The 14966-nt window shown below is 55.2% G+C and carries 15 protein-coding genes; 7 read left to right on the top strand and 8 right to left on the bottom strand.

Translation table 11 applies throughout. From position 1 onward, the window contains the following. Positions 1 to 223: 223 nt before the first annotated feature. The 3 genes from ACZ5FM_RS18385 (at position 224) to ACZ5FM_RS18375 (ending at position 2741) form a co-directional block, all read left to right on the top strand. Positions 224 to 421, top strand: coding sequence for a hypothetical protein (locus tag ACZ5FM_RS18385; RefSeq protein WP_250985111.1), 198 nt, complete (start codon positions 224 to 226; stop codon positions 419 to 421). Continuing rightward, entirely contained in the window at positions 418 to 1995 is a 1578-nt protein-coding gene (locus tag ACZ5FM_RS18380) for a TerC family protein (RefSeq protein WP_464040856.1), read from the top strand. The genes ACZ5FM_RS18385 and ACZ5FM_RS18380 overlap by 4 nt, the downstream gene beginning before the upstream one ends. Before the next feature lie 113 nt (positions 1996 to 2108). Beyond that, positions 2109 to 2741 carry a hypothetical protein gene (locus ACZ5FM_RS18375; RefSeq protein ID WP_259147348.1) on the top strand — a complete coding sequence of 211 codons (633 nt, stop codon included), beginning with the start codon at positions 2109 to 2111 and terminating at the stop codon, positions 2739 to 2741. Between the two features lie 37 nt (positions 2742 to 2778). Here ACZ5FM_RS18375 and purU read toward each other — a convergent pair whose 3' ends face one another. The 5 genes from purU to ACZ5FM_RS18350 form a co-directional block, all read right to left on the bottom strand. After that, positions 2779 to 3660, bottom strand: a complete 882-nt coding sequence (purU, locus tag ACZ5FM_RS18370; RefSeq protein ID WP_259147347.1) for a formyltetrahydrofolate deformylase — start codon at positions 3658 to 3660, stop codon at positions 2779 to 2781. An 81-nt stretch (positions 3661 to 3741) separates the two neighbouring features. Continuing rightward, the gene (gene soxG / locus ACZ5FM_RS18365) at positions 3742 to 4296 is read right to left on the bottom strand and encodes a sarcosine oxidase subunit gamma family protein (protein WP_464040855.1); all 555 of its coding nucleotides are present in this window, start codon (positions 4294 to 4296) and stop codon (positions 3742 to 3744) included. Between the two features lie 13 nt (positions 4297 to 4309). Further along, positions 4310 to 7300 (bottom strand): sarcosine oxidase subunit alpha, encoded by a 2991-nt coding sequence (locus tag ACZ5FM_RS18360; RefSeq protein WP_464040854.1) that lies wholly within the window; start codon positions 7298 to 7300, stop codon positions 4310 to 4312. Further along, a complete protein-coding gene (locus ACZ5FM_RS18355; protein ID WP_464040853.1) occupies positions 7297 to 7629 on the bottom strand; it encodes a sarcosine oxidase subunit delta in 333 nt (110 codons plus the stop codon). The genes ACZ5FM_RS18360 and ACZ5FM_RS18355 overlap by 4 nt, the downstream gene beginning before the upstream one ends. A 12-nt stretch (positions 7630 to 7641) precedes the next feature. Further along, on the bottom strand, positions 7642 to 8895 hold the full coding sequence (locus ACZ5FM_RS18350; RefSeq protein ID WP_259147342.1) for a sarcosine oxidase subunit beta family protein: 1254 nt from the start codon (positions 8893 to 8895) through the stop codon (positions 7642 to 7644). Between the two features lie 85 nt (positions 8896 to 8980). On the opposite strand from ACZ5FM_RS18350, the gene ACZ5FM_RS18345 reads away from it, so the two are divergent. Next, positions 8981 to 10027, top strand: coding sequence for a GlxA family transcriptional regulator (locus ACZ5FM_RS18345; protein WP_464040852.1), 1047 nt, complete (start codon positions 8981 to 8983; stop codon positions 10025 to 10027). A 92-nt stretch (positions 10028 to 10119) separates the two neighbouring features. On the opposite strand, the gene ACZ5FM_RS18340 is transcribed toward ACZ5FM_RS18345, so the two are convergent. Beyond that, positions 10120 to 10347, bottom strand: coding sequence for a hypothetical protein (locus tag ACZ5FM_RS18340; RefSeq protein ID WP_250985102.1), 228 nt, complete (start codon positions 10345 to 10347; stop codon positions 10120 to 10122). A 430-nt stretch (positions 10348 to 10777) separates the two neighbouring features. On the opposite strand from ACZ5FM_RS18340, the gene ACZ5FM_RS18335 reads away from it, so the two are divergent. Both ACZ5FM_RS18335 and ACZ5FM_RS18330 read left to right on the top strand, forming a co-directional pair. After that, positions 10778 to 11509 carry a carboxylesterase family protein gene (locus ACZ5FM_RS18335; protein ID WP_464040851.1) on the top strand — a complete coding sequence of 244 codons (732 nt, stop codon included), beginning with the start codon at positions 10778 to 10780 and terminating at the stop codon, positions 11507 to 11509. A gap of 232 nt (positions 11510 to 11741) precedes the next feature. Continuing rightward, positions 11742 to 12623: a DMT family transporter gene (locus ACZ5FM_RS18330; RefSeq protein WP_464040850.1), complete on the top strand. Its 882-nt coding sequence runs from the start codon at positions 11742 to 11744 to the stop codon at positions 12621 to 12623. 67 nt (positions 12624 to 12690) lie between these two features. Here the strand turns inward: ACZ5FM_RS18330 and ACZ5FM_RS18325 are convergent, their stop codons facing one another. After that, entirely contained in the window at positions 12691 to 13695 is a 1005-nt protein-coding gene (locus ACZ5FM_RS18325; protein ID WP_192488926.1) for an inorganic phosphate transporter, read from the bottom strand. Beyond that, on the bottom strand, positions 13695 to 14339 hold the full coding sequence (locus ACZ5FM_RS18320; protein ID WP_192488927.1) for a DUF47 domain-containing protein: 645 nt from the start codon (positions 14337 to 14339) through the stop codon (positions 13695 to 13697). The genes ACZ5FM_RS18325 and ACZ5FM_RS18320 overlap by 1 nt, the downstream gene beginning before the upstream one ends. 108 nt (positions 14340 to 14447) lie before the next feature. On the opposite strand from ACZ5FM_RS18320, the gene ACZ5FM_RS18315 reads away from it, so the two are divergent. Further along, a complete protein-coding gene (locus ACZ5FM_RS18315; RefSeq protein WP_192488928.1) occupies positions 14448 to 14963 on the top strand; it encodes an NUDIX hydrolase in 516 nt (171 codons plus the stop codon). Positions 14964 to 14966: the final 3 nt, after the last annotated feature.

The raw sequence follows: 14966 nt of genomic DNA, 5'->3' as shown, positions 1-14966 counted from the left end.
CCAGCGGTTTTCAACATCAATTCCCTTGCTCTGATCAAAACGGGCCTTGGTGCCAATCAGCATCTTTTCCCCCGGCGTAGATCGGTGCCTTGTCATCCCTCTCACCGGTCAAAACGCAGCCACAAGTTTTATGCCTACCCGGCGGGAACGCCAAAAATTGCAAATTGGCTCTAGCTTTGGAGCGTGGTCTTGTTATACCTCTCTGCCCCAGAGGAAACCGAAAATGCCAGACGAAGCCGAAGACGGCGACAGTACTGACGGATACCGAATGACCGCGACCCGCTTCGACGCGGCGTCGCTTTTTCATGAAATCAAAGCTTTTACATCAACCGCGCCGGCAACGGGGCGGCTTTACGCGTTTCCTAATTTCAACAACAGAAGGATTGGCCTCACCCTGACGGGCGGTCTCTACAATATATGATTTTCGAATGGATGTCCGACCCGGCCGCTTGGGCGGGTCTTGCCACCCTTATCGTTCTCGAAATTGTTCTCGGTATCGACAATCTTGTCTTCATTGCCATTCTGGCGGACAAGCTCCCGGAACACCAACGCGAAAAGGCCCGCCTGATTGGCCTTAGTCTGGCGCTGGTCATGCGCCTCATCCTGCTCGCTTCGATCGCGTGGATCGTTACCCTGACCGCCCCATTGTTTACCGTTGCAGGCATGGAGATATCCGGTCGTGACCTGATCCTTATTGTTGGTGGCGTCTTCCTGTTGTTCAAGGGAACGATGGAACTGCACGAACGGCTAGAAGGACATACCGAACACAAGGAAGGCAAGATCCACCACGCCATTTTCTGGCAGGTTCTTGTCCAGATCGTTGTGCTTGATGCAGTCTTCTCGCTCGACAGCGTCATCACCGCCGTTGGCATGGTGAAAGAACTGTCGGTCATGATGATCGGTGTTATCGTCGCAATGGCCGTCATGATGATGGCATCCAAGCCACTAATGGCATTTGTGTCCAAACATCCAACCGTCGTCATCCTTTGCCTTGGCTTCCTGATGATGATCGGTTTCTCGCTGGTCGTTGAAGGTCTCGGCTTCCATATTCCGAAGGGTTACCTCTATGCCGCTATCGGTTTCTCTATCCTGATCGAAGCGTTCAACCAAGTCGGTCGACGCAATCGCGAACGGTTCATGAGCACGGGTGACCTGAGAGAGCGTACGGCCAATGCGGTTCTGTCGCTACTTGGCAGCCGCAAGAGCGAGACGTCGCTTGGCGAAGCAGGCGACGTGATTGCCGACCGGGCAACGGAGAACGAACTCTTCACCCCGGTCGAGCATGACATGATCGAAAGTGTACTGTCGCTCGCCGACCGTCCGGCAAAATCCATCATGACCCCACGCCGTGATGTCGAGTGGCTTGATATCGACGACAGCGAAGAAGAGTTGAGAAAGCAGATCATCGAAACGGGCCATTCCCGTTTCCCGATCGGTCGTGGCAGCCTGGATGACTTCGTCGGCGTCGCGTTCGCGAAGGACTTGCTCCGCGACCTCCTGGAAACCGGTAAGATCGATTTCGATCGTTCCCTGCGCCAGCCTCTTGTCGTGCATGAAAGCGTCAGCGCCCTGCGCCTTCTGGAGCAGCTTCGCCAGTCGCCTCTTCAGGTCGCTATTGTCCTTGATGAATATGGTTCGATGGAAGGCATGGTCACACCAACCGACTTGCTGGAAGCCATTGCCGGCGAGTTCCTGGATGATGACGAGCCGTTCACTCTCGAGCGCGAGGCAGATGATGCCCTGCTGGTCGATGGCCGTACCGACATTCGTCACGTGTCAAAGATCGTTGATGCCGATCTGGTGGATGATGCCGACCGTTACTCCACGTTGGCAGGCCTCATCCTGTGGCGTCTTGGCCATCTTCCGCGTCAGGGTGAAACGGTCGTATTTAAAGGTCTAGTCTTCGAAGTGGTCGCGCTTGATGGCCGCAACATCAACAAGGTGAGAATTAAAAAACACCTCACAGAGCTGGAAATAACCTCTCTCGAGGCGTGACTTCGGTCCGTCACTGACAATACATGCCCCGGCAGTCGTACCGCGAGACTGCCGGGGCGCCAACGACCTGTAGGCGTTGACTTTGCACGGTCCAACCTCCATCTTTAACTGACATGCCGAAGAAAAAGCCGACAGAAAATGATGGCCCTGAGCTGGTCAAAACGTGGGAGTTGCCAACCTCGGCAACGCTCGGATCGGCTGTACGCGCCAAAGGCATTCTGCAGGAAGTTCAGGCACGGCTTCCGATGACCATTCGCAAGTCGATCGACCTTGAGGTCGGCATACTCACGCTGGCACTACCGGAAACGTCGAGAACAACTTTTCGTGCCGCATCAGCAACGGTTTCCGAAGTGCTCGCCAATATTGCCAGCCTGCCGGTAATACCCCGGGAAATCGAAGACATCCTGACCATCTCGACAACGGAACGCCATAGGTGGCTGAATGATGGCCGATTGCCCAGTGCCGGAACGCGCACGGTGAAACTGCGAGGACGTGCGAAAAAGATCACCTTCCATGTCTTCGAGCCGAAGGTTGTCGAAGATCTGCTGGACCGTGGAACGGTCGATGAATGGCGTGAAGAAGATGCCGCCGCCAAGCTGGAAAACAGACGGCGAGCAGCCTATCAGGCCAAACTCACACGCTCGTTGAAAAAGGCCAGCAAGGACAAAACAAAAGCAAAACCCAAATCCGATGAGACCAATCTGTCAGGATGGGAAGATTTCGACCGCGACGGATTTTTACGCTAGATTTTTGAGCGGCAAGTAGTGAGATGGCTTGCTAGCACTATCCCATACGTTCAGAAACATATTCGCCCGGCGATGCTGGAAATACCACGGTCTTGTTTCCATTCAGGAAGACCCGGTGATGAATATGGGCATGTATGGCGCGGGCCAGCACTTGGCTCTCCACGTCACGGCCAAGACTGACATAGTCCATCGCACTTTGTGCATGGGTTACGCGCGTGGTGTCCTGCTCAATGATCGGCCCTTCATCGAGATCTGCGGTGACGTAATGCGCCGTCGCACCAATCAGCCGCACACCTCGCTCATAGGCCTGTTTGTAAGGGTTGGCCCCTTTGAAGGATGGCAGGAAAGAGTGGTGAATATTGATGATCCGGCCAGACATTTCCTGACACAGTTGGTCCGACAGAACCTGCATGTAGCGAGCCAGCACAACAAGTTCCGCATTGGTATCATGGACAACCTGCAGGATCGCCGCTTCGGCCTCGGGCTTGGTCTCCGGCGTGACGCGGATGTGGTAAAAAGGAATATCATCATTTACCACCTGCTTTTGATAGTCGAGATGATTGGAAATCACCGCAACGATCTCCACCGGCAGCGCCCCTATACGAGAACGGTACAGAAGATCATTCAGGCAATGGCCAAAGCGCGACACCATGATCACCACCTTGGCTTTGCGGGACTGGTCGTGGAACTCGTATCCCATGTCAAAATCTTTTGCGATGGATGCAAAGCCCTCAGCCAGGGCGTCCCGGTCCGTGCCCTTCTCCGAAACAAAACTTAACCGCATGAAAAACCGGTCATTTTCCTGATCGGTGAATTGTGAACTGTCGTTGATGTTGCATCCGCAGTCGGCCAGATAACCGGACACGGCGGCAACGATACCGCTTCGTGCGGGGCACGAGACTTTCATGATGTATGCCATTCTACCCTGCTCTCCTGCTCAACCCTATCACCAGGGTAAAATCCGCTTTCACAGTGTTCTATTTCGCTGCTGCACAATATTTTAGACGATTTCTGCAGCAAGTTCCTTGCAGCCGGTTTCGAGCAGATGGCCAAGATGCGGCGCAAAACTGTTCCAGATATCCATGCGGAACCGATCTGCCGCATCACGCCGCAGCACCACGGTTACACCGTCGAAATTTGTACGACGCGCCTCACCAACAGGAATGGTATCGATGTCGCGGGCGCAGCCAAGCGTCAGCAGTTCGGCGGCCTGTGGCCCCTCGATCACCACTGTCACTTCGCGGCCGGAGATATCGACAAGACTATGCGGATGAGCCGCATAGATGTTTGCACAGGCAGCAACCAGACCCGCAACGTCATCCACTGGGCAATGGATCGTCCACTCATCCGGACCGAGGTGAACCACCTCGACTGCGCCTGAGGAAACACGCGCACCGATCCTGTTTGGCAAAACAAGACCAAGAGTATTGTTCAGCGGTGACAGGTCACCACGCGCCCGCAGCGACAAGCGCCCACTGGCCGAGGAAAGGCCGACCCGCGCAGCCTTGCTTTCGGCCAGCGTACCTGAGGTGGGAAAAGAAACGCGCATATTCATGGTCATCTCCAGATCAGATCTTCAGGCGGGAGTTTTCGGGATCGACAAACACCATGCCGGTAATTTTTGCGGCAATGGTGCGGTCCGGCATCGGGATGTAGACCGTCTCACCGGCCCTCTCATGACCACCCTCCACCAGAGCCAGTGCAATTGGCTGGCCAACCGCGTCCGAGTGGTAAGCGGAGGTCACGTGACCCACCATTTTCATCGGGATCGGCTGGTTTGGATCAAAGACGATCTGGGCACCCTCTTCCAACTTCGAGCGGTCTTCGGTCAGAAGGCCGACAAGGTGTTTGCGCCCCTTGGCAGTGAGATCAGGGCGTGCAAGGCCACGTTTGCCAACGAAGTCAGGTTTGTTCTTGCCAACTGCCCAGCCCATCGCCGCGTCATAAGGCGTGACCGTGCCGTCGGTGTCCTGACCAACAATGATGTAACCCTTCTCGGCGCGCAGCACGTGCATGGTTTCCGTGCCGTAGGCGGTAATCCCATATTGCTGGCCGGCCTCCCAGAGGATGTCCCACAGCTTGCGACCAAGCGGCGCCGGAACATTGACCTCAAAACCGATCTCACCAGTAAAGCTGACCCGGAACAGTCGCGCCGGCATTCCGGCCACCGTGCACTCCACACAGGACATGTGCGGGAAAGCCTCTTCCGTCAGCTCGACACCCTCGACCAGCGGTGCAAGCAGCTTTGCCGCATTCGGACCGTTCAGGGCGATTGTCGACCACTGTTCGGTAGTGGAGGTCAGCCAGACATTAAGGTCAGGCCATTCGGTCTGGAGGTAATCCTCCATCATGTTCAGAACCCGCGCCGCACCGCCGGTGGTGGTGGTCACGTGGAAACGATCCTCCGTCATGCGGCCGATAACACCGTCGTCGCGGATAAATCCATCATCGCCGAGCAGCAGACCGTAACGGCAACGACCTGGTGCCAGTTTGGTCCACGGATTGGTATACATCCGGTTCATGAATTCAACGGCATCGGGGCCGACGACTTCGATCTTGCCAAGTGTCGAGGCATCGAAAATACCGATGCTGTCGCGCACCGCACGGCATTCGCGGCCAACCGCAGCATCCATATCTTCGCCGGGCTTCGGGAAATACCAGGCGCGGCGCCATTGGCCGACAGGCTCATAGGCGGCGCCGTGCTCTTCGGCCCAGCCATCAATCTGTGTCTTGCGTGTTACCTCAAAATGTCCGCCACGGTGATACCCTGCAAAGGCGCCAAAGGTCGTCGGCGTGTAAGGCGGACGGAATGTGGTCAGACCGACTTCCGGCTGGCGTTTGCCCAGCGCTTCGGCCGCAATATTCAGGCCGTTGATGTTGGACATCTTGCCCTGATCGGTCGCCATGCCATTGGTGGTGTAACGTTTGACATGTTCGATCGAGCGCATGCCTTCACGAACCGCCAGTCGCAAGTCCTTGGCAGTCACGTCGTTCTGGTAGTCGACAAAGGCTTTTGCCTTGCCGGGATGACGGTTGCTTGGCAGTTCTGTATGCGAGACGCCTGTGCCTACCCGGTCATGATCCACCAGATAGCCGGAGGTACCACTTGTCTTGCCAAGCGCTTCTGCAACTTCACGGCCTCGTTCCGCACCGTCCTTCAGCGCAGCTTCAATGCCCCAAAGCCCCCGCCCTGCACCGGCAATCAAGCAATCTTCATTGGTTACAGCTGGCAGGAAAGTGGTGCGTTCATCATCCCAGGCTATCTTGCCTTGAGTGTGGGAAAAGAGATGCAAGGAAGGGGTCCATCCACCCGACATCAGCACCGCATCGCACGCGATAGACTGGCCGGCGCCGACAGTAGAACCATTGACCGGGTTCGCGCGAAGCGAACTGACACGCAGCCGTCCCGACGTCGCCGTCACCGTATGCGACAATCGAACCGGGATGCCGAGTGCCCGGGCTTCATTCACCAGTTCTGGCCGTACATCAGGCCGTGTATCGATGATTGCCTGAACGCGAGCACCAGCACCATGAAGATCAAAAGCGGCATACCACGCACTGTCATGGCTGGTGACCACCACTGGCCTGTTGCCGACCTTAACGCCGTAACGGTTGAGATAGGTCTGGGCAGAACCAGCCAGCATTACCCCCGGACGATCATTGCCATGAAACACCAATGGCTTTTCCAGCGCACCCTGCGCCAGCACCACCTGGCGCGCCCGTACCCGCCACAGGCGTTCACGCGGCACATCCCGAGGCAGGGTTTGAAGGTGGTCGGTTAGCTTTTCGCATAGACCGATCATGTTCTGGTGATAATAGGCAATGGCTGTTGTCCGGGTCATGACCCTGACGCCCAAATCCTTCAATGCCTTCAGCTCATTGGCTAACCAATCCCACGCAGGTTGACCATTGATTTGTGCCTGCGGCTCAGACAGCAAGGTACCGCCAGCCTCGGCATTTTCATCGACGACAACGACTTTCAGACCATCAACGGCGGCAGCGCGTGCAGCAGCCAGACCGGCTGGACCAGCACCGACGATCAGCACATCGCAGTGAAGGTTGCGCGAGGCATAATGGTCGGGGTCTTCTTCAGCCGGGGAAACACCAAGTCCGGCCGCGGCCCGGATGAAAGGTTCATAGACCTTGTTCCAGAAGCTCTTCGGCCACATGAAGGTCTTGTAGTAGAAGCCGGCCGAAAACAGCATATAGGCCATGTCGTTGATGGCGCCGACGTCAAACTTCAGGCTTGGATATTTGTTTTGGGATGTGGTCTCCAGACCGTTCCAGATTTCCTGCACGGTGGCGCGGGTATTTGGCTCGAACCGTCCTGCACCCCGTCGTGTACCGATCAGCGCGTTCGGCTCTTCCGATCCGGCAGCGACCGGACCACGTGGCCGGTGATATTTGAAGGAGCGGCCCATCAGGTGCACGCCATTGGCAAGCAGTGCTGACGCAACCGTGTCACCCTTGGCGCCGCGATAGGTCTTGCCGTCAAAGGTAAAGCTTACAGGGTTGCTTGTATCGACCCGGCCACGACCGGAAACGCGGTACGAGTTCATTTCGACACCTCGGAGCGGACTGGCGAGCCGGCAGGAACACCCGGCAAAGAAGCAAGATCAGGGCGTGGCTCACCTGCACGGTAGGTGGTCAGGAAGCGGTCGCTGACCGTGTCGCGCACAGCATTGAAGAAGCGGCCACAGCCATGCAGATGCCGCCATCTTTCAAAATGCGGGCCTTTGGTGTTTTCACGGATGAACAGAAACTCTTCCCACTGCTCGTCCGTCTGTGACGAGGGATCAGCTGGGCGAATGACATGGGCCTGACCGGCATAGGCGAATTCAGCTTCCGGCAGTGTTTCCTGGCAATAGGGGCAATTGATCAGCAACATATCTTAAGCTCCTCAGTGAGCCACAGCCGCGGCAGCGGCCTCGTCGATCAGGCGACCCGAGCGGAAACGCTCCAGCGTGAAAGGTGCGTTGATCGGATGCGGTTCGTTTTTCGCAATGGTCCAGGCAAAGGTATGGGCAGCACCCGGGGTTGCCTTGAACCCGCCGGTGCCCCAGCCGCAATTGACGTAGAGACCGTCAACCGGTGTTTTGCCAAGAATGGCCGAGCGGTCCGGTGTCACATCGACAATGCCGCCCCATTTGCGCAACATCCGCATGCGATTGAAAATCGGGAAGATTTCCGTAATCGCTGCAATCGTGTGTTCGATCAGCGGCAAACCGCCCCGCTGCGAGTAGGATGTATACTGGTCGGTACCCGAACCGATCACCAGTTCACCCTTATCGGACTGGCTGATATAGGCGTGAACGGCATTCGACATCACGACGCAAGGGAAAATCGGCTTGATCGGCTCAGAGACCAGTGCCTGCAACGGATAACTTTCCAGCGGTAGGCGAACGCCTGCGGTTTCCATGACAACCGATGTATGGCCTGCGGCGGAAACGGCGACCTTCTTGGCCTTGATGAAACCTTTTGCGGTTTCAACGCCGGCAACGGAACCGTCAGCATTACGGCGAATGGCCGTAACCGGGCAATTCTGGATGATGTCGACACCACGCGCTGCTGCACCACGGGCATAACCCCAGGCGACCGCATCATGACGTGCCGTGCCTGCACGCTCCTGCAACGCACCACCGACGACAGGATAACGGGCATTGGGCGAAATGCTCAGCGGAGGGCAATATTCCTTGCATTCCTCGGCGCTCAGCCAGCGGTTATCGACGCCGTTGAGACGGTTGGAATGAATGTGACGCTTGAAGCTCTGCACGTCATGCACCGTATGGGCCAGCATCAGAACACCGCGCCGCGAATACATGACGTTGTAGTTCAGCTCCTGGCTGAGATTTTCCCACAGATCGACGGCGTGGTCGTAAAGCCGCGCACTTTCATCATAGAGGTAATTTGAACGGATGATCGTGGTGTTGCGGCCGGTATTTCCACCGCCAAGCCAACCCTTGTCGATGACAGCGACATTGGTAATGCCGTGCTGACTGGCCAGATAGTAGGCGGCCCCCAGACCATGACCGCCAGCGCCGACGATGATCACGTCATATTCGGCCTTTGGCGCACTGTCGGGCCATTGCTCGTCCCAGTTCTTGTGGCCGGTAAGGGCGTTGCGCAACAGGTTAAAGGCATTAAAGCGCGTCATGAGCGGGCCTGCTGGTTGGAACATCTCGTGATGGAAAATCTACGGAGATTTATTTGGACCCAGCTGGACAATTGCGTCCCTTTGCATGAATATTTGCGCCATGACCCTACAACGCCCCAAGAAACGCCTCAGTGTCGCCTTCCTGCTTGCCAACCGATTTACACTGTCAGCATTTGCAAATTTCGTGGATGTGTTGCGTTTGGCGGCCGATGAGGCAGACCGTTCCAGGCCTATATTGTGCGAATGGTCGGTGCTGTCGGCGACCATGGACAGCGTGCGGTCAAGTTGCGGCGTAAAGGTGCAGCCCGATACCCGTCTCACCCAGGCGAAAGACTATGATTATATCGTCGTCGTGGGCGGGTTGATTGGTGACCAAAGTGCGTTGGATCCGGAAACGCTGCGTTTTCTCCAGTCACGAGCAACCACCGGCCTCCCTGTTGTTGGTCTGTGTACAGGTGTCTTTATCTTGCATGAGGCAGGTCTACTGGATGGTTATCGCTGCTGTGTAAGCTGGTTTCACCATCAGGATTTTCTGGACCGCTTCGATACCGAACAACTGGTTGCAGATCAGATCTTTGTGGTGGATCGCAACCGCCTGACTTGTTCCGGCGGTCACAGTGCTGCGCATCTGGCAGCCTTTTTGGTCGAGCGGCATATCGGTCAGTCGGCGGCGATCAAAAGCCTCAACATCATGATGATCGACAACGCGCTAAGCGGTGAAAAACCTCAACCTGGGCAACAAAGCTCAAGGCGGGCCAATGATCCGCTCGTCAAAAAGTCCATCCTTCGCATGCAGCAGAATATCGAAACCCCAAAGACAGTCGCGGAGATCGGCGAGGATCTGGGCGTTGGACGGCGCAGTCTGGAACGGCGGTTTTTGAGTGATCTAGGCACGACGCCATCAAAGATTTATCTGGAAATTCGCCTTGAGAGAGCGCTCTCGTTGCTTCGCACCACAGAAGAAACCGTCACGCAAATTGCGCTGGCGAGTGGTTTTTGCGATGCTCCACACCTCACTAGGCTTTTGCGGGCCGAACGTGGAATGAGCCCAAGCGAATTTAGAAAAAGCCATCTGAGACAGGGCACTCCAACCGGGGAGCTTGCTGTCGGCGTTTTGGTGCCGCAAACCTAACACTTACACATGTCCCAATAAGACAATTTCGATGTTCTGACTTGCGACACAACGTTTTACTCAGGACGGAAAAACCGCCTGAAATAGATGCTTTAGTGGCGGGCTGTCATATCATTGAGAGCCTTATGGCGGGCCATGGCATCCTGCAGATCTGGCACAGTTCTGTGGCCTTCCCGGAAAAGATTGATGCAAATCTCAGCTGCAATGCTGACATCCGGATCATCTTTTTTCAGCGCGTGATGGCTGCGCCACTCATGCAAAGCAGTATCAATAATTTTTAGTTCAATAGGTCCAAAAGTGGTTTCAAAAAACGATGGCATTACAAATGTGACCTCCACAACGGAAAGCGATGTAGGAGTCAGGTTTGATAATTCAAGACAGCCGATGGCAAATGTATTTGCTCAACCCCCCAGCCAAATTATCAATAATGTCGGGGATCGTTGCGGCACGCCTGACAATTGCTATCCGGTCAAAACGCCGGGGAAGTCCATGTCGTGAGCGTGCCGCGCGATGTGTAAAAGAAAACGGCTGAAGCCTTATCCAGTTCCCAAATTGGCGCCTTGGACGCAAAATAGTGAGAGTGGGCAACAACGATAATATGTGTTTCGCGCCCTTATCTGCAACTTCGCTACTCTTTAAGACGTTGGTGCCTCAAACTGTCATCACCCTTCATTGGCCATGAAACTTTCTTTGTCAGACGTGGGGCATGACCATGACGAACCCCGAAACCGTTAAAGAGGAGATACACGGATGAAAAAGGGATTTTTGTCTGCTGTTTTGTGCGCAGCACTGACAGCAAGCACGTTCGGAGCAGCACTGGCCGATCAGGTTGCCATGACATCAACGGCAACTATCAAGAATGACCTCAATTATCTGATTTACACGCCGGAGGGTTATGAAACCTCAAGCGAAACATATCCTCTCGTTGTCTGGCTTCACGGCGGCGACCAAGGCGGCAGCGATATTGAAAAAGTCAAATCGAGCGGGCTTCCGAAGCTGATCGCAGATGGCAAGCAGTTTCCGTTTCTGGTTTTTTCACCTCAAAACCCGAGTGAGGAGCTGCTTTATCCTATCGAGAAAGTAAAATCAGCGCTTGATGAAGTTATTGCAAAACACCGTGTCGATCCATCCCGTATCTATGTTGTAGGGTATAGCCGTGGCGGCTTTGGAGCCTGGGCCTTGGCTGAGCAATATCCTGAAACCTTTGCTGCGTTTGCGCCGATAGCGGGCGGCGGCAATCGCCACTACCTCAACAGAACCAACGAAAAAGCGACATTCTGGGTCTTTCATGGCGCCAATGACGACGTGATCCCTTTGTCGGATTCCGTCATCCTGTATGAACGTCTCAAGACTTTGAAACGGGACGCCAAACTGACGGTGTTTGAAGGTGTCGATCACTCAGGCGTTGAGCTGGCTGCCTTGAACGATCCCGAACTATGGGACTGGCTTTTGAAACAACGGCTGCAAACCACCCCACAATAACCACTTTAAGCGCCCGGATCAGCCGTTGGTTGTCCGGGCGTTTCTGTGTCTGAATTGACGCCTGAAATCTGCACAAAATCAGCCTGCGTACCAACGGTATAGTATCAGGCAAAACCAAAACTCCTCTTCTTGCAGGGTACCAACATTTGCCATCATAATTTTCAAGCAATGTCTTGTTTTCGGGTATAGAAGATATGCTTTCCACCACGAGAACAGGCTCAAGGCAGCAGAAATGAACAGTAAAGCATCGGGCTACGTCTACGTATTGCTCGCCGTCACGATATTCGCCGGTCAGGATGCTTTTTCGAAGCTGCTTGGAGAAAAATACCCGCCAATCATGGTGACCATGATCCGGTTCTGGGCATTCGCCGTTTTTGTGACAATTCTGGCGGCCGCTGCACCTGGTGGCCTGCGGGCATCGCTCACCACCAAACGGCCGTTTCTGCAGATCATTCGTGGTTTGCTGCTGGTTAGCGAAGTGGTTATTGTTGTTATTGCCTTTACGACTGCAGGCCTCGCCATGAGCCAGGCAATCATGCAGTCCACTCCCCTCATCGTCACGGTTCTATCCATTCCGCTGCTTGGTGAGCAGGTTGGCTGGAAAAGAGGTTTGGCCGTTCTTGTCGGTCTGATCGGAGTTCTCGTTATCCTCAACCCTGTGAATGTCGATTTTGACGTTCGACTGCTCATTCCGCTCGGCGCCAGCCTGATGTACGCACTCTACAACGTCGCAACCCGTGCCGTCGGGCATCACGACAGCGCCACCACGAGCGTTTTTTATGCGGGCATTGTGGGCGCGATCGCGGCCTCCATCATTGGTCCCTTCTACTGGACACCCATTGCCCCAAGCGACTGGCTGCCGATGGCCGCTCTCTGCATCTGCGGTGCGATAAGCCACTATTTCCTGATCAAGGCGTATTCACTGCTGACAGCGGTCGAGGTGCAGCCCCTGACTTATTTCCAGCTGGTGCTCAGCGTCGCAGTTGCTACCCTGTTCTTCGGTGAAACCATCACATTGAACATGGTGTTTGGCGCAGTGATTGTGGTGGGAGCCGGCCTGTTCACGGTCTGGCGAGAATATCGCCGCTCCAAGGTCATCACGGAGATCATCTGAACCATCACGTCAGATGAGCCGCTGACAAGAGGAAACTCCGGCTAACAATCAAGCCGGAGCCATTATTTTATCCAAACAGCGAAACCAGCTTGAAGGTCGCGTAGGAAATCAGCGCCGCTGCTGGCATGGTAACAATCCAGGCAATGACGATATTGCCCGCCAATCCCCAGCGCACCGCCGACATACGACGGGCTGCACCAACACCGATGATAGCGCCAGTGATCGTGTGGGTGGTCGAAACTGGAATGCCGAGCCACGTCGCGGCAAACAGCGTCAATGCGCCTCCGGTTTCCGCGCAGAATCCCTGCATTGGATTAAGACGAGTGATCTTCGATCCCATCGTGTGAACGATGCGCCAGCCACCAAACAATGTGCCGAGCGCCATCGCCGACTGGCAGGTAATCACTACCCAAAAAGGAACGTAAAACTCAGAGCCGAGATAGCCTTGGCTGAACAAAAGGACCGCGATGATACCCATGGTCTTTTGAGCATCGTTACCGCCGTGACCGAGTGAATAAAGCGATGCCGAAATGAACTGCATGATACGGAAGGTACGATCAACCGCAAACGGCGTCTGGCGCACGAAGATCCAGGACACCGCCAGCACCAGAACCAGGGCCAGAAAGAAGCCGATTGCCGGCGACATAAAAATCGCGCCAGCGGTTTTCAGGAAGCCGCTCCAGACGATTGAGGAAACGCCGACCTTGGCAATGCCAGCACCGATCAAGCCACCGACCAGAGCGTGCGACGAGCTCGATGGAATGCCAAAAATCCAGGTAATGATGTTCCAGACGATCGCCCCGATCAATGCGGCGAAGATCACCGCAGGCGACACGATACCGGGGTCGATGATACCGGTTCCAAGTGTTTCAGCCACATGCAGGCCAAAGAACAGAAAGGCAATGAAGTTGAAAAATGCAGCCCAGGCTACCGCATATTGCGGGCGCAAAACGCGCGTCGAGACGATCGTTGCGATCGAATTGGCCGCGTCATGCAGCCCGTTGAGAAAGTCGAAAAACAGCGCGATGCCGATCAGGGCCGCCAAAAGCGGAAAAGCGAGTGTTGCGTCCATCAGACGTTCTCAATCACAATGCCGCTGACTTCATTGGCGACATCTTCGAACCTGTCGACAACCTTTTCCAGTTCGCCATAGATTTCGCTGCCAATCATGTAGGCCATCGCGTTGCCAGTCGCGCCGTGGCGCAGGAACAGGTCTTTCAGACCCTGATCGTGCAGGTCATCCGAACGACCTTCGACACGCGTAACGTCCTCGGCAATTGCGCTGAGTCGCTGGGCATTGGCGCCAACCTTGTCGAGAAGTGGAATGGCCGCTGCGACAAGATGTGCAGCCCGCACGATTTCTTCACCCATTTGGCGCATCAGCGGATCGAAGCTTCTCTGCTCAAACAGGCGGATGGTCTTTACCGTTTTGTGCATCATGTCGATCGCGTCATCCATCGACTGAATGAGATCCTTAATGTCACCACGGTCAAAGGGTGTGATGAAGCTGCGACGAACCGCAAGGAGAACGTCACGGGTGATATTGTCGGCGCGATCTTCAAGCTCAACGATACGTTCGCAATTGGCTTCAAGGTCTATGCCATTCAGAAGATTCCGCAAGGCTTCTGCGGCCTCCACGACCGTTCGCGCATGTTCATTGAACATATCGAAGAACTTGTCTTCGCGCGGCATCATTTTCCGGAAGATACTCATCATGACTTCTATTCCTTGCCTTCAGGCTGATCGCTGTTGCGCTGTCATAAAACTGTCATAAATGCAACTGGACGATTGAAGCTTGGCTAAAAATCAGCGATTTATCTTTGGATGAAAGCCCCAAAACCGGACCGTAAGAGGTCGCCTCCCAAATCAAGCAGTTTGCTGCAACAATTAGCATCGATGCCGGACAAGCTGTTCACTGGCGGGTTTCGAACGCAATATGGCGCGTTGTGTTTTCGGCGGTTAGCCGAGCAAGATGACATTCAGATCCTGCTGGTCACAACGAGAGGCACGGGGCGATGGGTCATTCCCAAGGGCTGGCCGATGAAAAAGAAAAAGCCCTATCAGGCTGCAGAAATCGAGGCCTGGGAAGAAGCGGGCATTCGTGGCCGTGCCAGAAAGAAACCGGTTGGTCGATACACATACCTCAAATGGCTGGATGACGGCGATGTCGCACCCTGCGTGGTTGAGGTTTTTCAAGTCGAGGCCACCGATGCCGTCGCCGACTTCAAGGAACGAGGGCAGCGCGAGGTCGCATGGTTTTCTCCCGACGAAGCCGCGCGCCGTGTCCGTGAAGTAGAGCTCAAGTCGCTGCTGGTCGAATTTCGGCCAAAAGGAAAGTAACAG

It is taken from the genome of Agrobacterium sp. 5Ca50, from assembly GCF_055381905.1.
This window is presented reverse-complemented; position numbering and strand designations above follow the sequence as displayed.

Excerpts from the sequence above, each read along its gene's own strand:
- purU (WP_259147347.1), bottom strand. The coding sequence starts at position 3,660 with ATGGCATACATCATGAAAGTCTCGTGCCCCGCACGAAGCGGTATCGTT.
- ACZ5FM_RS18350 (WP_259147342.1), bottom strand. The coding sequence starts at position 8,895 with ATGACGCGCTTTAATGCCTTTAACCTGTTGCGCAACGCCCTTACCGGC.
- ACZ5FM_RS18330 (WP_464040850.1), top strand. The coding sequence starts at position 11,742 with ATGAACAGTAAAGCATCGGGCTACGTCTACGTATTGCTCGCCGTCACG.
- ACZ5FM_RS18355 (WP_464040853.1), bottom strand. The coding sequence starts at position 7,629 with ATGTTGCTGATCAATTGCCCCTATTGCCAGGAAACACTGCCGGAAGCT.
- ACZ5FM_RS18360 (WP_464040854.1), bottom strand. The coding sequence starts at position 7,300 with ATGAACTCGTACCGCGTTTCCGGTCGTGGCCGGGTCGATACAAGCAAC.
- ACZ5FM_RS18380 (WP_464040856.1), top strand. The coding sequence starts at position 418 with ATGATTTTCGAATGGATGTCCGACCCGGCCGCTTGGGCGGGTCTTGCC.
- ACZ5FM_RS18375 (WP_259147348.1), top strand. The coding sequence starts at position 2,109 with ATGCCGAAGAAAAAGCCGACAGAAAATGATGGCCCTGAGCTGGTCAAA.
- ACZ5FM_RS18335 (WP_464040851.1), top strand. The coding sequence starts at position 10,778 with ATGAAAAAGGGATTTTTGTCTGCTGTTTTGTGCGCAGCACTGACAGCA.
- ACZ5FM_RS18340 (WP_250985102.1), bottom strand. The coding sequence starts at position 10,347 with ATGCCATCGTTTTTTGAAACCACTTTTGGACCTATTGAACTAAAAATT.
- ACZ5FM_RS18325 (WP_192488926.1), bottom strand. The coding sequence starts at position 13,695 with ATGGACGCAACACTCGCTTTTCCGCTTTTGGCGGCCCTGATCGGCATC.
- ACZ5FM_RS18320 (WP_192488927.1), bottom strand. The coding sequence starts at position 14,339 with ATGATGAGTATCTTCCGGAAAATGATGCCGCGCGAAGACAAGTTCTTC.
- ACZ5FM_RS18345 (WP_464040852.1), top strand. The coding sequence starts at position 8,981 with ATGAATATTTGCGCCATGACCCTACAACGCCCCAAGAAACGCCTCAGT.
- ACZ5FM_RS18385 (WP_250985111.1), top strand. The coding sequence starts at position 224 with ATGCCAGACGAAGCCGAAGACGGCGACAGTACTGACGGATACCGAATG.
- ACZ5FM_RS18315 (WP_192488928.1), top strand. The coding sequence starts at position 14,448 with ATGAAAGCCCCAAAACCGGACCGTAAGAGGTCGCCTCCCAAATCAAGC.
- soxG (WP_464040855.1), bottom strand. The coding sequence starts at position 4,296 with ATGAATATGCGCGTTTCTTTTCCCACCTCAGGTACGCTGGCCGAAAGC.